The sequence below is a fragment of the Pelagibacterium montanilacus genome, assembly GCF_003992665.1.
GTDB lineage: Bacteria > Pseudomonadota > Alphaproteobacteria > Rhizobiales > Devosiaceae > Pelagibacterium > Pelagibacterium montanilacus.
Genome location: NZ_RZMX01000059.1, coordinates 67221 through 85699 on the forward strand (window position 1 = coordinate 67221; position 18479 = coordinate 85699).

The 18479-nt window shown below is 63.5% G+C and carries 18 protein-coding genes; 7 read left to right on the forward strand and 11 right to left on the reverse strand.

The annotated features are described in order from the left end of the window. Nucleotides 1-42 precede the first annotated feature (42 nt). From EO136_RS16415 to EO136_RS16430, 4 genes are all read left to right on the forward strand, one after another. Nucleotides 43-1965, forward strand: coding sequence for a polysaccharide biosynthesis protein (locus EO136_RS16415; protein ID WP_127145470.1), 1923 nt, complete (start codon nt 43-45; stop codon nt 1963-1965). Continuing rightward, a complete protein-coding gene (locus EO136_RS16420; RefSeq protein WP_127145471.1) occupies nt 1962-2888 on the forward strand; it encodes an NAD-dependent epimerase/dehydratase family protein in 927 nt (308 codons plus the stop codon). Before EO136_RS16415 ends, EO136_RS16420 begins: the two co-directional genes overlap by 4 nt. Then, nucleotides 2885-3436, forward strand: a complete 552-nt coding sequence (locus EO136_RS16425) for a sugar transferase (RefSeq protein WP_127145472.1) — start codon at nt 2885-2887, stop codon at nt 3434-3436. Before EO136_RS16420 ends, EO136_RS16425 begins: the two co-directional genes overlap by 4 nt. A gap of 158 nt (nt 3437-3594) precedes the next feature. Further along, nucleotides 3595-4464: an ATP-grasp fold amidoligase family protein gene (locus tag EO136_RS16430; RefSeq protein WP_164730651.1), complete on the forward strand. Its 870-nt coding sequence runs from the start codon at nt 3595-3597 to the stop codon at nt 4462-4464. Here the strand turns inward: EO136_RS16430 and EO136_RS16435 are convergent. From EO136_RS16435 to EO136_RS16480, 10 genes are all read right to left on the reverse strand, one after another. Next, the gene (locus tag EO136_RS16435) at nt 4430-5566 is read right to left on the reverse strand and encodes a glycosyltransferase family 4 protein (RefSeq protein ID WP_127145474.1); all 1137 of its coding nucleotides are present in this window, start codon (nt 5564-5566) and stop codon (nt 4430-4432) included. The two genes, EO136_RS16430 and EO136_RS16435, sit on opposite strands and share 35 nt — an antisense overlap. After that, nucleotides 5563-6696, reverse strand: a complete 1134-nt coding sequence (locus EO136_RS16440; protein ID WP_127145475.1) for a glycosyltransferase family 4 protein — start codon at nt 6694-6696, stop codon at nt 5563-5565. Before EO136_RS16440 ends, EO136_RS16435 begins: the two co-directional genes overlap by 4 nt. Next, nucleotides 6681-7796, reverse strand: coding sequence for a glycosyltransferase (locus EO136_RS16445; RefSeq protein ID WP_127145476.1), 1116 nt, complete (start codon nt 7794-7796; stop codon nt 6681-6683). The genes EO136_RS16440 and EO136_RS16445 overlap by 16 nt, the downstream gene beginning before the upstream one ends. 9 nt (nt 7797-7805) lie before the next feature. After that, the gene (locus EO136_RS16450; RefSeq protein ID WP_164730652.1) at nt 7806-8759 is read right to left on the reverse strand and encodes a glycosyltransferase family 2 protein; all 954 of its coding nucleotides are present in this window, start codon (nt 8757-8759) and stop codon (nt 7806-7808) included. Beyond that, nucleotides 8756-9721: a glycosyltransferase family 2 protein gene (locus EO136_RS16455; protein WP_164730653.1), complete on the reverse strand. Its 966-nt coding sequence runs from the start codon at nt 9719-9721 to the stop codon at nt 8756-8758. Before EO136_RS16455 ends, EO136_RS16450 begins: the two co-directional genes overlap by 4 nt. 2 nt (nt 9722-9723) lie before the next feature. Next, entirely contained in the window at nt 9724-10650 is a 927-nt protein-coding gene (locus tag EO136_RS16460; protein ID WP_164730654.1) for a glycosyltransferase family 2 protein, read from the reverse strand. Nucleotides 10651-10655: 5 nt separating this feature from the next. Further along, nucleotides 10656-11339: a hypothetical protein gene (locus EO136_RS16465; protein ID WP_127145479.1), complete on the reverse strand. Its 684-nt coding sequence runs from the start codon at nt 11337-11339 to the stop codon at nt 10656-10658. Beyond that, on the reverse strand, nt 11340-11951 hold the full coding sequence (locus EO136_RS19055; RefSeq protein ID WP_342773429.1) for an acyltransferase: 612 nt from the start codon (nt 11949-11951) through the stop codon (nt 11340-11342). 124 nt (nt 11952-12075) lie between these two features. Next, nucleotides 12076-12507 carry a hypothetical protein gene (locus EO136_RS16475; RefSeq protein WP_127145480.1) on the reverse strand — a complete coding sequence of 144 codons (432 nt, stop codon included), beginning with the start codon at nt 12505-12507 and terminating at the stop codon, nt 12076-12078. A gap of 554 nt (nt 12508-13061) precedes the next feature. After that, a complete protein-coding gene (locus EO136_RS16480; RefSeq protein ID WP_127145481.1) occupies nt 13062-14837 on the reverse strand; it encodes an ABC transporter ATP-binding protein in 1776 nt (591 codons plus the stop codon). 146 nt (nt 14838-14983) lie between these two features. Here EO136_RS16480 and EO136_RS16485 point away from each other — a divergent pair, with 146 nt between their 5' ends. Further along, nucleotides 14984-15700: a P-loop NTPase family protein gene (locus tag EO136_RS16485; protein WP_127145482.1), complete on the forward strand. Its 717-nt coding sequence runs from the start codon at nt 14984-14986 to the stop codon at nt 15698-15700. Nucleotides 15701-15718: 18 nt separating this feature from the next. Here EO136_RS16485 and EO136_RS16490 read toward each other — a convergent pair whose 3' ends face one another. Further along, nucleotides 15719-16522, reverse strand: a complete 804-nt coding sequence (locus EO136_RS16490) for a hypothetical protein (protein ID WP_127145483.1) — start codon at nt 16520-16522, stop codon at nt 15719-15721. Nucleotides 16523-16777: 255 nt separating this feature from the next. Here EO136_RS16490 and EO136_RS16495 point away from each other — a divergent pair, with 255 nt between their 5' ends. Further along, nucleotides 16778-17527 (forward strand): SapC family protein, encoded by a 750-nt coding sequence (locus EO136_RS16495; RefSeq protein WP_127145484.1) that lies wholly within the window; start codon nt 16778-16780, stop codon nt 17525-17527. Nucleotides 17528-17735: 208 nt separating this feature from the next. Continuing rightward, nucleotides 17736-18410 (forward strand): hypothetical protein, encoded by a 675-nt coding sequence (locus tag EO136_RS16500; RefSeq protein WP_127145485.1) that lies wholly within the window; start codon nt 17736-17738, stop codon nt 18408-18410. Nucleotides 18411-18479 lie beyond the last annotated feature (69 nt).

Consider the following 18479-nt stretch of genomic DNA (forward strand, 5'->3'; position numbering starts at 1 on the left):
ATGGCCGGCTGAAGTCCTGGTTTCAATCTGCGGCCTGCCGTCATGCTCGATGTCCTCAGAGCGCGTCTCGTAACGCTTCCGCGCTTTGCAAAGCGCCTGATCCTTGTGCTCGCGGATGTCGTCATGCTCGGCGCTGCGCTCTGGGTTGCGTTCGCGCTCCGCTTCGGCAACTGGACGCCGCCCAGGGTTCTCGATGAATGGCTGATTGCGTTCTCCGCGCCGGCCGTGGCCATTCCCATCTTTTTCACCATGGGGCTCTACCGGGCCGTGGTGCGCTATCTGCCCGAACGCGTCATCTGGACCATCGTCAAGGCGATGACCCTCGCTGCGGTGGTCTGGGTGTTCGTCGCCTTCCTCTCCTCGCTCACCGGCCGGGTGCTCATCCCCCGCTCGGTTCCGGTCATTTACTGGGCGCTGGGCATCATGCTGGTTGCCGGCAGCCGCTTTGCCGCCAAGGCCATCCTCTGGCCGTCGATCCCGCGCGCGGCCCTCACCCGTCCGGCGGTGCTGATCTACGGGGCAGGGGAGGCGGGCACCCAGCTCGCGAGCTCCCTGCGCTCGACCTACCGCATCGTGGGGTTCATCGACGATGACCCGGTCCTGCATCGGCGCGAAGTGGCCGGCTTCCGGGTCTATCCGCGCGCCCAGCTTTCGGGCCTGATCCGCAATCACGGGGTCAAGCAGATCATCTTGTCCATGCCCTCGCTGACCGCCGCGCGCCGGCGCGAGATCGTCCGCTCGATCAGCGGCCACGGGGTCAAGGTGCAGTCGCTCCCCGGCATGACCGACATCGCGAGCGGCAAATATCTGGTCAGCCAGATCCGCGAGATCGAGATCGACGACCTTCTGGGCCGATCCTCCATTCCCCCCGATATCGAGCTGATCAGCGCGATGATCGCGGGCCGGACCATCATGGTTACCGGCGCGGGCGGCTCGATCGGGTCCGAGCTGTGCAGGAAGATCGCCGCCTCCGGCCCCCAGCGTCTGGTGTTGTTCGAAGCCAACGAGTTCGCGCTCTATTCCATCGACAAGGAGCTCTCCGAGCGCTCCGAGATCACCTGCGTTCCCATCCTAGGCAGCGTCGCCGACGCGCGCGCCGTGCGCCGGGCGCTCACCACCCACGGGGTGCAGGTGGTCTTCCACGCCGCCGCACACAAGCACGTGCCGCTGGTGGAGGCCAATGCGCTCGAGGGGATCGGCAACAACGTCTTTGGCACCCGCACCGTCGCCGAGGCGGCGCTTGCGCACGGGGTGCGCGATTTCGTCCTGATTTCCAGCGACAAGGCCGTCCGCCCCACCAATGTGATGGGCGCCACCAAGCGCTGGGCGGAACTGATAGTGCGCGATTGCGCCCATCGCGCCCGCGTCGAGGATACGGGCCAGCGCTTCTGCTCGGTCCGGTTCGGCAACGTGCTGGGCTCGAACGGCTCGGTCGTGCCCCTGTTCAAGCAGCAGATCAATCAGGGCGGGCCCGTCACCATCACCGATCCGCGCATGACGCGCTATTTCATGTCCATTGCCGAAGCCGCAGAACTGATCGTTCAGGCCGGCGCTCTCTCGGAAGGCGGCGACGTGTTCCTCCTTGAGATGGGCGAGCCCATGCTGATTTCCGACCTTGCCGAGAACATGGTGCGGCTGGCCGGGCTCACCGTCCGCTCCCCCCACACCCCCGACGGGGATATCGAGATCGTCGCCATCGGCAAGCGCCCGGGCGAAAAGATGTTCGAGGAGCTGTTTTACGACCCCGCCAAGGCGATCCGCACCCGCCACCCCAAGATCCTGCGCGGCACGCCCTCCCGGCGCGATCACGACCGCCTTGCCCCCTCGCTCGCCCGGCTCGCCGAGGCGCTCGAGCGCGAGGATGAGCCTGCGGCCCGCGCGGTTCTGTTCGATCTGATCGCCAAGGCTGACAACGGACAGCGCGCACAGGATGGTCAGCCCCACACCGACGAGGCTGCCCAATGACCGGCCGCGTCCTCATCACAGGCGCCAGTGGCTTTATCGGGGGCCATCTGGTCGCCGCACTCGCCCCCGCCGGCGTCCCGCTGCGCCTGATGTCGACCGGTCGCGTCGATGCCGGCGGGCCCTCCGATATCGAACAGATCACCGTACCGGACTGGTCGCATGTCGATCTCGGCACCGCGCTCGAGGGCATCGATACGGTCATCCATCTGGCCGGGCTGAGCGTGCGCCCGACCGAGGACGCGACCGCCCGGTTCACGTCGGCCAATGCGGAGCTCACCGATCGCCTCGTCACCGCCGCGGGCCACGCGGGCACCCGCCGGTTCATCCATCTGAGCAGCGTGCACGCGGTCAGCCCCAGCGCCAGCGATGCCCTTGTAGATGACAGAACCGAGCCCGCTCCCGCATCGGCCTACGGCCGGTCCAAGCGTGCTGCCGAGCAGTCCGTGGCGCGCTTCGAGCGGTTCGGCATCTCCCTGCGCCCCCCTTTGGTTATCGGTCACGGCGCGCGAGGCAATTTCGCGCGCCTCCAGCAGCTTGCGGCGCGGCGCCTGCCTTTGCCCCTTGCCTCGATCGCTGCGCGCCGCAGCTATCTCAGTGTCGAGACGCTGGTGGCCGCGCTCGTCCATCTCGCGTGGGCCGATCCGGCGCCCACGCGGTCGGGCGGCTATGCGCTGTGCGATACCCGGCCGATGGCCCTGCCCGAAATCGTCACCGCCCTGCGTCGGGGCATGGGGCGCGCGCCCGGGCTCTTCGCCTTCCCGCCCACGCTTCTGGCAGCGGGCGCGCGTGCGATCGGGGGCGAGGGCCTGGCCGGGCGCCTCTGCGGGCCCCTGGTCATCGACGACAGCCGCTTCCGCGAGCGCTTCGCCTTCTCGACCACAACCGACATGGCCGCGTCCATCGAGGCACTGGCCAGACGATGAAAAGAGCCTTCGATCTCCTGGCTGCGCTTGCCGGCGGCCTTCTGACGCTCCCGGTCGTTCTGGCGCTCGTGCTCGTCATCAGGATGACCTCCCCCGGCCCGGGGCTTTTCCGCCAGGTGCGGGTCGGCAGGGGTGAAAAGCCCTTCGTATGCCTCAAGCTCAGGACCATGAACACTGGCACCGGGGACCGGCCCAGCCACGAAACCGGCGCGGCGGCCATCACCCCGCTGGGCAGGATGCTGCGCCGCACCAAGCTCGACGAATTGCCCCAGCTTTACAACATCATCAAGGGCGAGATGAGCCTTGTCGGCCCCAGGCCCTGCCTGCCCGGCCAGACCGAGCTTATCGCCCTGCGCCGCGAAAAAGGCCTGTATGCCCTGCGCCCCGGCATCACCGGCGAAGCCCAGATCCGTGGCATCGACATGTCCGATCCCGCCCGCCTCGCCGAGGCCGACGCAGTCTATCTCACCACCCGCAGCCTTGGCCACGACATCACCCTCATCCTCGCCACCGTCACCGGCTCAGGCCGCGGCGACGCGGCCAAATAGACCTCACACGTGCGCACTGCGGTTTGACGCGGAGCCATCGGAGACCCATGACGAATTTTCAAACGCGCGCCGTCCTCGCAATGGCCAATCTGCTTGCCGCGGGTCTCAATGTCAGAACGGTTCTGCGATACGCCAAGCGGGTCGGAGGTGTGCCCTTTTTGGCCAGCCCGACCAACTATCAGGAGATGATCAACTGGCGGAAGCTGTTTGACCGCAATCCGCTGCTGCCGATCTTTTCCGACAAGATCCTGGCGCGCGAATGGGCCAGGGCCAGATGCCCCGATCTTGCGCTCACGGATATCGTCTGGCTCGGCCAGAACCCACGCGATATCCCCGAGCAGTACCTGAAGCCCGGCTACGTGGCCAAGACGACCCATGGAAGCAGCCAGAATTACTTTCCCGACCGCGAGTCATGGGACAGGGCTCAGATCGAGGCGACGTTCGAGCGCTGGTTGCGCTACAGCCGCAGCTCCATCGGCGAATGGGCCTACGGCCAGAACCAGCCCCGGATCCTGGTCGAGCGACTGCTGTCCCCGGCCAGGCCCGTGCTGGACTACTCGTTCCGGGTGCACGACGGCACGGTCTCCATGGCCTCGGTCGCGCTTGGGTTCAAGACGAGCCAAAGCAAGTTCGGCTATTTCGGCATCGACGGAACGCGCTATCGAGAGGATCCCGATCTTGGCACTGACAAGGGGCTCCCCGTCGACTTCGAAGTCGATGCAAGCTTTTTTGCGGCCCTGCGCCACGCAGAACGGCTTGGCAAGGGCGTCGACATGGTGCGGGCCGACTTCGTCTGGACGGGTGACGAGCTCTATTTCGGCGAACTCACAGCCTATCCGCACGGCGGCTTCGACCGGCGCTCGCCTGTGACCGAACATATCCTTGCCTGCTGGCTGCAAGAACTTGACACCAACTGGTTTCTCAACCGTCGCCACTCCTGGCCCGTCAGCCATTATGCCAAGGCTCTGCGGTACCACTTCCGGGAACTGGCTGCTAAAGCCCCATCTCCGCCATCATCTGCGCGTTGATCGCGCGCGCGTCGAACCGTTCCTCGGCCAGCACACGGCTGGCCGCGCCCATCGCGGCGACGAGCCCGGGCGCTTCGATGAACCGCATCATGGCTGCGGCCAGCGCTTCGGCGTCCCGAGGCGGCACCAGAAAACCCGTCTCCCCCTCCCGGACCGTTTCGCGGCAGCCGGGAAGGTCCGTGGTGATGATCGGCCGGCCGGTGGCCATCGCCTCCTGGATCGAGCGCGGCACGCCTTCCCGATAATAGCTGGGCAGCACATAGACGCTCGCCGCCGCCAGGTGCGGGCGTACATCGGCATGCCCGTGCCAGGCGATGATCCCCTCGTCCACCCAGGCTTCTATCTCGGCCCGCCCGAGCCCGTTAGGGTTTGGGTCGAGCCCGCCCAGCACAACGAACTGCGTGTCGGGAAACCGGGCCCGCACCAGCCGCGCGGCGGAGGCGAACTCCCCTATCCCCTTGTCGCGCAGCAGCCGCGCGGCAATCAGGAAAGTGATGGGCGCGCTGACCGGCTGAGCAGCGGTCCATTGGGCGAGGTCCACCCCCGTGCCGGCCACCCGCACCAGCTTTTCGCGCGCCACGAGGCGATGGCGTACCAGATCTTCGATATCCTGCGGGTTCTGCACGAACGCACGCTGCGCTGCCCCCAGCCCATGCGCATAGAGCATCCGTACGGCCCGCCGCACGAGCCGCGATCGCCAGCCACCGCTGGGCTCTGAGGCAAAGGCGAACCCCATGCCCGCCACCAGCGCGAACCTTCTGGGCACGCCCGCGCCGCGCGCAGCGGGCAGGCCATAGGCGATGGGCTTGGCCGCAAAGGCCAGCACCGTATCGGGCGCCAGCCGGCGCATGGTCGCTCCCAGCGCGTGCCGGGCCCTGATGTCGCCCAGCGGATTGAGCCCGGCCCGCTCAAGCACGATATCGACAGGCTCGGCCCCCAGCGCCGCAATGGCCGCCCGGGACTGGGGATCATAATCCGGCGCCAGCGCGAACACCTTGTGCCCGCGCCCCACCATGTCCCCAATCAGGCTGCCGCGAAAATTGACCATCGCGAATCCCTGACTGCCGATGATCGCGACGCGCTGTGCGGAAGCGTGGGTCATCCGGGCCGCCCGCGCACGACCTCATCGAGCATCAGCTCCCAGGCGGAGGCCACTGTTACCGGATCATGCGCCTCGCCCACCATGCGGGCGTTGGCGGCTAGCCGTTTTCGCAGGGCCGTGTCTCCCATCAAACGCTCCATAGCCTCGGCGAGCGATCCGGCCCGATCCTGCGGTGCTGCGTCGACCAGAAGACCGTTATGGTCGTCCGCAATGATGGTGTTGGTCCCCGGGCAATCGGCAAAACCGATGGCCGGCAGGCCATGGGCCATCGCTTCGACGGTGGAAAGGCCCAGGCTCTCGAACCGGGAGGGAACGAGGAAAAGCTGGGCCTGCTGATAGGCGCCCGAGACATCCCGGACCGTTCCCACCAGTTCCAACTGGTCGGCGAGCCCAAGCCGGGCGATTTGTGTCTCGAGTTCGGGCCGCAGCGGCCCGTCCCCCAGAATACGCAGGCGCCAGTTCGGGTATCGTCCCGCCACTCTCGCGAAGGCCTCGATCAAAGTGGCATGGTCTTTCTGGGGGTGGAGCCGTCCCACGGCCAGCGCCGTCGCACGCCGCCCTTGCGGCATGTCCACATTCGCGCGATGTCCGGCCTCTAGCGCTACGGGGTTGGGCAGAACCACCATGTTGCGGGAAACTGCGGCGGGATAAAGCGCGCGCGCCTGTTCGGACACGGCCGTGACCCGCGCCGAACGGCGTGCCGCCCATTGCAGCAATCCCCATTGCAGGCGCCTGCCCGCGTAGCGCTCGGGCACGTTGTGTTCGCTTGCCACCAGAGGGACGCCAAGTCCCGTCATCGCCACGCTCAGTGGCACATAGCTCGAATGCATGAACCCCACGACGACGTCGGGCTTGATCCGCGCGATGGCCTTGCGCAAGGCCAGCATGCGCCGGAGCGTCTCGATCCCGCGCGCCGGCCGCTCGGAGGATCCGATGGCCAGTCCGATCCGGGAGATGGCGGGGTCGAGGGCATAGAACGGTTCGGTGTCGGCCCGCTCGGTGGTGGCCACGCTCACCTGATGGCCGCGCTGGGCGAGCCGGTTGGCGACATCGGCCAGCACCCGTTCGGCCCCCCCGCCGGGATTGCCCATTGCCTTGATGACAAAGAGCAGCTTCAGCGGCCCAGGCACGCGGCCAGTTCCTTTTCCCAGAGATCGTAGATGGCCTCGGGCCTGTAGCGCGCCACCGAGACGACCGCCGCCCGACCCATGGCAACACGCCTGGGCCCATCGCCCATCAGGCTGGCCAGAGCCTGGGCAAGGCTGTCGACATCGCCATTGCCCGCGGCCAGCAACCCGTTCTCGCCATCAACGATGAGATCGTTGGTTCCGGCGCAATCGGCATAGCCGACCGACGGCAGGCCGTGCGCCAGCGCCTCGGACAGGGCATTGGGAAAGCCCTCCCAGCGGGCCGGCAGGCATGTGAGATGGGCCGCGGCATATTCGGCGTTGATGCTGGTCGTCGCCCCCGGCAAGAACACCCGCCCCACAAGGCTCGGCTCGCGCGCGACCAGGGCCTCGAGCTTGCTTCTGTCCCCGCCTTCACCCAGAAGCTTCACGTCCCAGTCCGGGAAGTCGGCGGCGATCCTGGCAAAGGCGGCCAGCAGCGCCTCCTGGTTCTTCTGATAGCTCAGTCGCCCCACCGACAACAGCGTGAACCGCCCGTTCGCACCGGACACGTCCGGTCGCGCCAGGCTCTGCGCCGGATCGACCGGATTGGGAATCTCGACGATCTTCTCGTGCAGGTTCGCAGGATAGAGCGTCCGGTAGCGGTCGAACTGCACGAAGATGCGCCGGGCGAACCGGAACAGGGTGTGCTCAATCCTCTTCTGGCGCTGGGAGTTGGCGTGCTCGTAGAGCGTGGGCGCGGTGCGCTCGGCGGCGACCAGCGGAATGCCCATGCCCAGCGTATAGAGCAGCATCGCCCGGAACGGACCGCCCTGGAAGCACACGATCAGCTCGGGCTGCTCGTCCCCGATGATCTGCCGGGCCTTGGCGATGCGTTTGGCGATCTCGGCCTTGGACCCCTTGCGGGCCGCGTCCCCGATGGCGAGCTTGTGCCAGCGCACGTCGTCGGCCATGGGATAGAACGCCCGGGCCTCCTCTGCGTCCCAGCTCAGCAGCGAGATCGAGTGCCCGCGCACAACCAGCGCGTTCATCACATAGACCAGCATGCGCTGGAGCCCGCCGGCGACCTCGTTCATGGCGCGGGCGACGAACATGATCTTCATGGCGGCTCTCTAGTCTCGGGGCTTGATGCGGCGCTCATGGGCCAGACGGCGCGGTCCTGTAGACAACAGATGCCGCGTTGCCGCAATAGGGTGGCGCACGAACAACCCGAGGAATTCGAGCGCGAACCGTCCGTACCGGCGCTTGAAGTGCCAGTAGCGCAGCACGGGCCAGCGCCGGGCATATTCATAGCGATGGATCGAGGACAGATAGTCCTTGTACTTCTCGGCCAGCACCAGCTTGGAATCGCGCATCAGCTCGGGGGATTTGTCCGCGCCCCCGGTCATGTGGCGCACATAGAGCCGCTCGCGGGTGCCGGTGAAATACCCGCCCGCCAGCGCCAGCGATATGGCGAAGTCCACGTCCTCGTCCCGCCGCATGCGGATGTCGAACCCGCCCGCCGCCGTGAATGTCGAGGCCCGGGCCAGCAGCGCGCAACTGGGCACGCCCGCGCCGAAGAACCAGCCCTCCCGCTTGCCGTAGATCAGCAGATAATCGGCCACCCCGTGCCCGTGCGGGGTTTCCCCCTCGCTGCCGATGGCCGGCGCGTCGACCCTGTGCCCGTTGGCATAGAGCCGCTCGCCCCCCGCATAGCAGGCGACCAGCGCGCTGCCGGTCGCCGCCTCGCACGCCTCGAGCGCCGCGATCTGGGCGGTGACGCGCGCGGGCGCCGAGACGTCGTCGTCGTCGAAAAACGCGATGAACGCGCCCCGCGCCGCCTCGAGGATGGTGTTGCGCGCGCCCCCCGCGCCGGTATTGTGCGCGTGGACGATGAGCCGGGCCCCGTCCACCCCCGCGATCCGCTCCGTGATCACCGCCACGGTCTCGTCCGAGGAGCCGTCGTCCACGATCACGATCTCGGTGTTGGGCCAGTCCTGCGCCAGCGCGCTGTCGATGGCCCGCACGATGGTGTCGGCGGCATTGAAACTGGTGATGCCGAGCGTGACGAGCGGGGCCTGGGTCACGGGCGGCTGCTCCGCTGGTGAAACCGCGCGAACGCCCGGTTGCCCGAAAAATTGGGCAGCGCCAGCCGCCCCCGCCGGGCGGAGAGGATAGGGTGGGTGAGCGCCAGCCCCGCCATGCGGCGCGCGAACGCGGCCCTGTCCCCGGCCAGCCAGTCGGCCCGCGCCTCGGTCCATTCGAGGCAGAAGCGCAAATGCCGCGCGCTCTCGAACAGGTCCGCGTGCTTTTCGATCAGCATGCGCTTGAACCGGCGCTCCCCGGCCAGCGATTTGTCGCTTGTGGGCGTCATCGTCTGGGTAACCAGCGCCGCGCCGATCCCCGCGAAATGCGCGCCCGCCCGCGAGGCGCGAATGGCGAACTCGGTGTCTTCCGACCGCCGGAACGCCGGGTCGAACCCCCCGAGCGCCCGATAGACCGCCGTGCGCCCCGCCTGCGAGCAGGTGGCGAGCGACCCGTAGCCGCCCGGCAGGGGCGCGCCCATCAGGATCCGGCGCGCCACCGCCAGCCCGGCGGGGATAGGCCCGTCCGGGTCCTCGCCCATGGTGTGCTCGGTGCGGATCGTGCCGTCGGGATAATGCTGGGCGCGCGCGCTGTGGCACAGCACCGGGGCAGGGCGCCCAAGCCCGGCCTCGACCGTTCGTATCCGCGCGATCTGGCGCGCCGCGCGGTCGGGCGCGCTCTCGTCGTCATCGTCGAAAAAGACGATGAACGCCCCCTTGGCTTCGGCGATCACCCGGTTGCGCGCCACCGCCGCCCCGCCATTGACCGGGCTCGCAAACACCCGGATCGCCTCGTCCCCCCGCGCCGCCGCCTCGAGGCGCGCGAGCGTGTCGTCAGACGAACAATCATCCACCACCACGATTTCGGCCTCGATCCCCTCCTGCGCCCGCGCCGAAGCCAGCGCCCGCATCACGGTGTCGGTGGCATTGTAGGTGATCAGGCCGAGCGTGACGGTGGGCGCCATGGTCAGCGGGTTCGCGCCGCTTTGCGCCGCGCCAGAAAACCGCCGATCAGCTTGGGCGCTGTCAGATAGGCCAGTGCCCGAAAGCCCCGCGCCCGCCATTTGCGCTGGCCATTGCCATGAAAATTCGAATGCGCGATCAGGCGGGAGGCGCGGTAAAGCCCGCGCGCCTTGAGATAGTCCCTGTGCTTGTCCCGTAGCTTCAGCGCATATCTCAGCGGGATGGTGCCGGCCTTGTCCGCTGTTGCGGTCTTGTGCTGCGTGATCAACGGACGATCCACCGCGATGAAGTGCGCGCCCATCTGTGCGCCTCTTATGGCCATGTCCCATTCAGCAGAGCGCCGGAACGTCTCATCGAATGGGCCGACCGCATCAAGAGTGGAGCGCCGCACCATCAGCGTGCAACTCCCGAAGCGGCCCCAAGTGTAGCCCGGGTCAGCATCGATGCCGAGGATGAAGTCGGCGACCATCGGGCCTGAGGGTTCGCGCGGCACGCGGCCGATCGCCTTGGCGATGTGATGTGGCTTCGTCTCGCCGCCGTGCACCACCGCGCGGTTGGAATAGCAGAACACCAACTGCGCCCCCGTCCCCCGCTCATAGGCCTCTATCCGCTCCACCTGCGCCCGCAGACGGTCGGGCACATTGTCATCGTCATCATCGAAAAAGGCTACGAACTCGCCCTGCGCATGGGACACGATTGTGTTCAGCGCGGCGGGGTATCCCTTGTTCACCTCATGCCGGATCACCCGAATGCGGTCATCGCGGCTGGCAAGCTCTTCAAGCACGTCCCAGGAGCCGTCAGTGGAGCAATCGTCGACCACCACGATTTCCAGGTGTGGCCAGTCCTGCACAAGGCAGCTCTCAACAGCGCGCGCGATTGTATCGATTGCGTTGAAGCAGGTGATGCCTACTGTACATGGAGGTTCTTGCAAGACGTCTATCCGTCACCAAATTTGCTTTTTAACCATCCCTTAAGCATCGTCCGCCAGTTGGCATGGATGGCGTTACAGCCTGCAAACGGCTCTTTCAGGTGGGCAAACCGTGAATCTACATAATCGACGTCGAAAGTGAAATGTTCCCTCCAACGCTCCGAATTTTTAGTTGCAATACATAGTATGTATACAGATGAATGGAAATCGTTGTTAAATGAGAGGTGCGCAACTTCGAGTCCTTCCATCTCGAACATACGATGTATGGCCTGCGGGCTGAATCGCCAAAAATCTCCGTAATCGGAATGCATCTGCTGCACAAACGGAACTACTATTATTACGATGTCTTTAGACATCAGGCAGAGATTATGAAATGCCTTGTGAAAATCATAAACATGTTCAAGAGTCGTGTGATTGAATACTACATCAAATTTTTCTATAAGCTCATGCGGCATTTCTTTCTCAAGATCGAGAAATAATTCCCCATCAATGCCTTGTAGACCTCTTTTGTCTGCATCAAAATTAGTTATCGTGTAGCTTGTTGCGTTTGAAAAATAGTCTTTGTATCGTTTCCCCTGTTTATCCTCGTCCCGCCAAGCGCTCACGTTCACCACATCACCGTTAAACAGTGAAGAGAAGTGGGCAAGTTCATTGTTTGACCAAATCCGCGGGGCTTGGTGAATTCGTTCCACTTAAGAGTTCTCCTTTGGCCCTCGCCGGCCAATAAGTTTTGCCGGAACCCCGCCATAGATGCCATTTGGCACGGTGTTGCCTCTGACGACTGCGCCAGCTGCAATGACGCAGCCCTCAGCGATCGACGATCCATCTAATATTGTAGCATTAGCGCCTATCCACACGTCATTGCCGATTATCACGCCCTTAGCGGTGATGCCCTGCCTGCATATGGGCTTATCCAGACGATTGAAGTTATGATTGGCGGGAATTATCGTTACATGGGCAGCAATTCGGACATTGTCGCCAATCCGCACGCCGCCATGGCCGTATATTATTGAATATGGGTTCAAGGTGCAGTTGTCCCCGAGTTCAATGTGACCACCATATGGTAATATCATTGCCCCGCGATGCACAATGCACTTCTCCCCGCAAGAAAAGCGTCCCGAACCGAGGCTGCATTTCAAATAAGCGCCTCGATATAGACGAGTTCCTTTCCCGACACAAATCCTTACGCCGGATAGTGAGCGATAATAAATTATATTTATCCACCAAGTTAATTGGAGAAGCTTTCTAAAAAGTATACGAGAAAAATGTACCAAATTTCCTCTATTCATTTCTATTTGTAGCATGTAGATTAAGGACAAGAACAGTCTCGTGCTGATTCTTGTTGTAATATGCCTTTATCATTCTTGTCCGGTAATCCGATTGGTCTATTCGAGGCGAGTTTGCGCCATGATGCGTACAGCGTTCAATTCAAGACAAAAATATTCTCTCGAATACTTCGCGCGCCTGCTTGGCAGTCAATCTCCCCTTCTGGACGCTTGGCCAAAATTCTACCTCGCTTAATCGAACGCAATTACGAGCATTTAGGCGCAAGGGCACGGTATCGATTCCGAGAGCAGATACCGCAGCAATTCTGTGCTTGCCCGAGCGAATAATGAACCGCGTGGTATTGTCAGTATCGATCATGGCCACGGCAGATACATCGCCGTCAATTCCGTCGTTGCGGACATAGCCGTGCTTTTCAATGTCGCCAACAAGCTTCTTCATGACGGCAAATTCCAACGGGCCGTTCGTTTCGTCCAGCCAGCTTGTCGCCTCGGTCGGCCCACTCATACCTAGGCGGCGGCGTCGTTGTTTATTGTCGCGCCTCCAAATGCGTCTGAGTCTGGCAGCTTGTTCCATTTGGTCGCTTGGATCCCAAGGCAGCGCGGGTCCGAGTGTAACGCCTTGCCCACCTTCCGTGAATTTCCCAGAGCCGCACGAGATGTGGTCTCCAAGGCGCTCTCGATGGAACCGGCGCAATGATGACTGACTGTACGACATCAAGGGGTCGCGAAGAATTTCTTTTGCAAGTTTCACATACAGATGGTCGCCCTCTACGCCGTAAGAGAAGCCACCACTCGATCGGCAGTGATGTGTAGCGGCATTAATTACAAAGTCGCGCTTCTTGCATAGATATATGGCAGATATATAACTTATTTCACTAGAAAGAAAATTAACTGGAGATCCGGCATTTTTATATTGCCTAAACCGCTTGTATACTGCTCGAATGGAGTCTCTGGAAACTGGGATGCGCAAAGCATGCCTCATGTATGTCTATGCTGAGTTTATTTGTGGGCGCGCAGTTATTTGTTTTCAATTAATGTGCCAATTGATCGCTGATCAAATCAACGAAAGTGCCGCGACGTATCCTTCTAGGTTAGGAACGTATTGCTCCTCCCATGGCCATCATCTTCCTAGAGAGCTGTCGTTGTATGAGGCATTTCCATTGCGTTGGGTAAGTTGCGATCTATCCGACCACTCGCAATCTTCATCACCCGGTCACACCGCTCCACCGTCGTCAGCCGGTGCGCGATCATGATGATCGTCTTACGGCTCGAAAGGGTATACACCGCGTCCATCACCGCCGCCTCGGTGGCATTATCCAGTGCGCTGGTCGCCTCGTCCAGCACCAGCACGTCCGGATCGTGGTAGAGCGCCCGGGCGATGCCGATGCGCTGGCGCTGCCCGCCCGAAAGCCGCACCCCCCGGTCCCCGATATCCGTGCCATAGCCCTTGGGCAGGTCCGAGACGATGAAATCGTGCAGATTGGCCATCCTCGCCGCCCGCTCCACCGCCGCCATGTCGATCTTTTCGGGCGGCAGGCCCAGCGCGATATTGGCCGCGATGCTCTCGTCGGCGAGGAAGATCTGCTGGGGCACATAGCCCACCGACTTCTGCCAGCGCCGCACGTTCTCGCGGGTGATCGGCACGCCATCCACCAGCAGCGCCCCGCTCTGGGGCTCCAGAAGGCCCAGGATGACATCCACGATCGTGGATTTTCCCGCCCCAGTCGGCCCCACGAACCCCACCGTCGAATGCACCGGAATGGTCAGCGAGATGTCCTTGAGGGCCGTGCGCTCCGAATTGGGGTAGGCGAAGCTCACCCCCTTGAGTTCGATGTCCCGGACGAGCGGCAAGGGCGTGGCCGCCTGCCTGATGTCCAGCGCATGGTCGGCCTCGAAAAGGTCGGTATGCAGCGCATCGAGCGCCGGCCCCCCGAAGCGCAGGGCGACAAAGGATTTGTAGATCTGCTGGATCGCCGGCAACAGCCGCAGCCCCGCGAACGCATAGAGCGCCAGCGTCGGCAGCGCGGCGGAAAGCTGCCCGTCCGCGCGGATCAGCAGCACCATGATCAGCGTCAGGATACTGCCCAGCGCGATCAGTTCCAGCACTTGCTGGGGCACTTCCTTGACCAGCGCGAGCTGGGTCTTGAGCCGGGCAAAGCGCAGCGAGGCCTTGTCGAACCGGCGCAGATAGCCGTGTTCGAGGCCCCCCACCTTCACCTCCTTGACCCCGCCCAGCACCTCCTGGGCGATCTGGAACCGCGCCTTGTTGGCCTCGATCCGCTCGCCGCCCTTGCGCTGCAGGTAGCCTCTTATCGTGAAATAGACCAGCCCGTAGGCGCCCGCCAGCACCAGCACCGAGATCGAGGCGATCACCGGTTCCACCACCACCACGAGGCTCACCAGCGCAAAGGCGATGATGCCCTTGGAGACGAGCTGGAGCGCCGGCATCAGACTGCCATTGACCACCTGCTCGACTTCCGAGAGCACCGATTTGCCCATGTCCGCGCTGTGCCGGTTGAGAAAGAACGCATAGGGGCGGCGCAGGTATGAGCCCAGCAGTTTCACGCTCAGCGAGTGGCTGCGCATCTGGGCGTAGCGCAGCATGCCATAGCTGTTGATGGCGGTGAAAACCGTGCGCAGCACGATCACCGCGAACACGCCCGCCGACAGTGCCACGAAAAAGCCGTTATTGCTCGAAAACCCCAGCATTTCGTATGCGGTGTTCAGATAGGGGTTTGTCTCGATCATCTCGGGGTTCGAGAGCACCGCGATCAGCGGGAAGATCGAGGCGACGCCCGCCATCTCGATCACCCCCAGCGCCAGCATCACGACCAGCAAAAGCCCCGCCTGCCGCCGCTCTCGCGTCGTGAGCAGCGCCCAGAGCTTAGCGAATGTGTCAGCCATCGTTTCCTACCTGCCGCGCGGATGGGGCCGGTTTATCGGCGCGCGGGGCGCGATGCAATCGCGTTCTCCGCTATCGCGGTAGCGCGCAGGAACAAATGACACTATCATGACATTTAGGCGACAGATCACGGCTTATTAGGGCGATCATGGCGGTTGTTGTACAGGTGATCGGCGTATCGGGGGCGGGCAAGACCACCCTCATCGACCAGCTCGAAGCCCGGTTTTCCGGGCGTTCCGCCCGCATCAAGAACACCGGCGCCCCCGTCCCCCGCTGGCGCCTCCTCCTCGACGCCACCCGCCATCCCCGCCTCTGGATTCGCCTTTTGAGCGGCAGCGATCTGGCCTCGCGCACGCCCGGCGGTCGCCGTAAGCTATTGTCAAAGCTTGCTTATTCTCTCGCCTTGCCCGTGCGGCGAATCCGCGCCCTGTTCCCGGCGGCCGATGTTATCCTCGTCGATGAGCTCGGCGGGGCAGGGAGCATGAGCCTCGTCGCACACTCGCGCAAACGCGCCGATCAGCCGGACCCCGAGCCCGCCTTCGCCCTCGCCCTCGAAGCCTTCGGTCAGCCCGACGTGCTCATCCACATCAGCATTTCCCCCCAAGCCCTGCTGGCCCGCAGGCTCGCCCGCGGCCGTTCTGCGGATCTGAGGTGGTCGAAATCCTATGTGCACAGCCGTGTTGCCCGGAAGGATGACCTCAACCGTGCCTTTGTGAACTGGCTCCGCAAGACCCATCCGGAAATTTGCGTGCTCGACGTCGGCGAAGACCCCGACATTTCCGCTCTGGTCGAAACCATCGCTGCCCATGATGGCTTTGAAGGAGCGCACGACGAAAGCGTCGCCTTGCCCATCGCGGCACAATAGCCAGCAGCGAGCCTTCTTTCACCCTGCAGGTGCCGATCGACGCCAGCGCAAGCCGTTCGGGGCCGCGGCGCGAAGGTTCGGCACCAGCCAGTCTTCCTCGTCGGCACCCAGAAAGCGGCTCCCCAACGCAGAAAAGTGTGGCCAGAGGCCCAGACAGAAGGTCGCGGGAAGCCGATCAAGTTCTCCATCCCAGACCTTGTCGATCCAACGGCGTTCGCGCGGCCGTGTCCGGACGAGGTTGAGCACCTCGCGCATGAACGGCGCCATGCCCGTGTTCCAGTCGATCAGGCACAGGCTGCCGTCGGCCCGCTGGCGGATGTGGAGGGGCTTTAGGTCACCATGGACGGGCCCCCATAACACCGGACCGCCATCACTCTCGCGCACCCTGGCCAGTGCGTCATAGGCCCGCTGCATGTCCTGTGTCAGCAGCCGATGCATGCAGCCGCGCCAGTTTGAACGTGCTCCCGGCATGATGGGTACCCATTCAACGGCGAACGAGGCCGGATTACCGGTGAGGTCGCTCTCCAGAATGCGTGGGGCGATTCCGTCGGCCTGCTCCAGCATCGAAAGCAGATCGTGCTGGCGCGTTAGGGCGGTCACGTGCTTTTCGGTGCCCTGCGCGGACTTGGTCACGATCTTGCCTATCGGATCGATAATGACAGTACGCGTGCTTCCCGCACGAACGACGATAGCCTGATCTCTGGTGTTGCGTGTGATGGCACCCCGCAACGCGTTCCGGGCGGTGCGCAGCGGACCGTATTCCGCGAGCAGAAACTGGATGCCATGCAATCCTGCAGGGACTTCAAAGGTATGCCGTTGCATTGTCGCGACCGTTCAGCAAGCGGTTCAAGATTGAGTGCATCGTGACACTTCTGACATATTCTCGTAGGTGCCGAAACCGAATAAGCGAACGCCACGCCGTCTCGATGGGGTATTGTACAATGACGCAAGCGGGCAATTGATGGGCAACGACAAGACGCTGCAGTTGGACAGTGCATGGGGTTGCTTGCCCGGATCCCGGCGATCTGGTAGTCCACAAGGACAAGGCTGGGACTGGCCGGGAAGGGCTGCGGAACCATGAGCAATCCACTGTTCTACAACAAGATCGTTCCGCTCGATAAGGGCGCGCACCGCGATATCAGGCTGGATCTGGGCAAGGACCGGTTCGCCTTTGCCCGCACGGCCAACATGGTTCCAGCCCTCATCGATGAGTTCGGTGCCGCGCTTGCACACCTTCCCATCGCCTTTCTGCCCGGTTCACGCCAGCCGGCGGCAGTGTTCGTCACCGGGCTGAAACCCGGATCGAACCTGTTCGTCGATGCCAAGGGCGCCTGGGACGCACAGTACGTTCCGGCCTATCTCCGGCGCTATCCTTTCATCATGGGCGACGTCCCCGAAGGCGAGCCCATCCTGTGCGTGGACGAAGCCTTCCCCGGGCTAAACCCCAAGACCGGTGATCGCCTGTTTTCGGAAGGCGGCGATCTCCAGCCGGTCGTCCAGCAGGCGCTCGATCTGGCCGTCAATTACAAGAACGCCGCGACGCGTACCGACGATTTCTGCGCCACGCTCCAGCAGATGGATCTGCTCAGCGCGGTCACGCTCGACGCCAAGGCCGATGATGGCGAGAGCACGGTGGTGCACGGGCTGTTCGTGGTCGACGAGAAGGCGTTCGACTCGCTTTCGGCTCAAGCCCTCGGCACTTTACACGAGAAGCGGTATCTCAAGCCCATCGTCCAGCATCTTGCCAGTCTCGGCGCTATCGTGCGGCTGGGAGAACGCGCGCGCACGGCCAAGCCGGCGGCCGCCCGGACTGCCAAGTCCATCTGATCCTTCGCCTTTCCTTTTTGCTAGGCTGGTTATCTGCGCGGCTGCGGAGATACTTAGCCCATCTGCGGTAGGCGGATTGGGCGTTGTGATATTTGGGCAACGTTTCCAGCAAAGTTAACGAATTGATCCAGGATACTGGACGCGGGCGCCCTCGATCCCCTAGGCTCGCCGCGAGCGTGAGGGACCGCAGGCTCATGAGGGGGACATCGTGAGAGCATTAGGACTACCATCCGCAATCGGCGTATTGGCGAGCCTGGCCGTGGGTGCCTTCTCGGCCGTAGCGCAGGACGCTGCGCTGGACTCGGTGCCTCCGGCCGGACAGGAGCTGGACGGCCAGGCGGCTGCCGCATCGGTCGAAGGCTTCCGCTCCGCCCGCTTCGGGATGACCGAAGAGGAAGTGCTTGAGGCCATCGAGGCTGACTTCGGTGTCGCCGCAGAAGACGTGCTTTCTGGCGACAACGCGGTGGAGCGCACCCTAATCCTGACGATCACCGCAGATGACGTGTTGCCCGAGGGCGGTCCGGCGCAGGTGTCTTATGTCTTTGGATACACCAGTTCCACGCTGATCCAGGTCGGCGTGCTTTGGGAACTCGGCACGGTCGACGAGCAGACCCTCGTGTCCAACAGCGAGGTGCTTTCGGCGCACTTCCTGTCTTCGGGATATGCACCCGAGACGGTCAGGACCGGGTTGGTTCTCGACAACGGAATCCTGTTGTTCAGGGGTGAGGATCAGGAAGGGCGCGCCACCGTGCTGCTCCTTCAAGGGGAATTCGAAGGCGATGGCGCGGGCGGAGGCACATTGTCGCCTTCGGGGCTCGCGCTTCTCTACGCAGTTGATGCAGATGAGCCTGACGTGTTCAGGATCGAGCCAGGACAATTCTGATGGGCGCCAGAAGAATAGACCAAAACAATAGACCTGGTAGGGCCGGGGCGCGAAGCGCTCCGGCCTTCG

What these genes read in the sequence shown, in the direction of transcription:
- EO136_RS19055 (WP_342773429.1), bottom strand. Translation starts at nt 11,951, where the DNA reads ATGCTACAAATAGAAATGAATAGAGGAAATTTGGTACATTTTTCTCGT.
- EO136_RS16480 (WP_127145481.1), bottom strand. Translation starts at nt 14,837, where the DNA reads ATGGCTGACACATTCGCTAAGCTCTGGGCGCTGCTCACGACGCGAGAG.
- EO136_RS16425 (WP_127145472.1), top strand. Translation starts at nt 2,885, where the DNA reads ATGAAAAGAGCCTTCGATCTCCTGGCTGCGCTTGCCGGCGGCCTTCTG.
- EO136_RS16455 (WP_164730653.1), bottom strand. Translation starts at nt 9,721, where the DNA reads ATGGCGCCCACCGTCACGCTCGGCCTGATCACCTACAATGCCACCGAC.
- EO136_RS16495 (WP_127145484.1), top strand. Translation starts at nt 16,778, where the DNA reads ATGAGCAATCCACTGTTCTACAACAAGATCGTTCCGCTCGATAAGGGC.
- EO136_RS16435 (WP_127145474.1), bottom strand. Translation starts at nt 5,566, where the DNA reads ATGACCCACGCTTCCGCACAGCGCGTCGCGATCATCGGCAGTCAGGGA.
- EO136_RS16475 (WP_127145480.1), bottom strand. Translation starts at nt 12,507, where the DNA reads ATGGAACAAGCTGCCAGACTCAGACGCATTTGGAGGCGCGACAATAAA.
- EO136_RS16415 (WP_127145470.1), top strand. Translation starts at nt 43, where the DNA reads ATGCTCGATGTCCTCAGAGCGCGTCTCGTAACGCTTCCGCGCTTTGCA.
- EO136_RS16490 (WP_127145483.1), bottom strand. Translation starts at nt 16,522, where the DNA reads ATGCAACGGCATACCTTTGAAGTCCCTGCAGGATTGCATGGCATCCAG.
- EO136_RS16420 (WP_127145471.1), top strand. Translation starts at nt 1,962, where the DNA reads ATGACCGGCCGCGTCCTCATCACAGGCGCCAGTGGCTTTATCGGGGGC.
- EO136_RS16485 (WP_127145482.1), top strand. Translation starts at nt 14,984, where the DNA reads ATGGCGGTTGTTGTACAGGTGATCGGCGTATCGGGGGCGGGCAAGACC.
- EO136_RS16445 (WP_127145476.1), bottom strand. Translation starts at nt 7,796, where the DNA reads ATGAAGATCATGTTCGTCGCCCGCGCCATGAACGAGGTCGCCGGCGGG.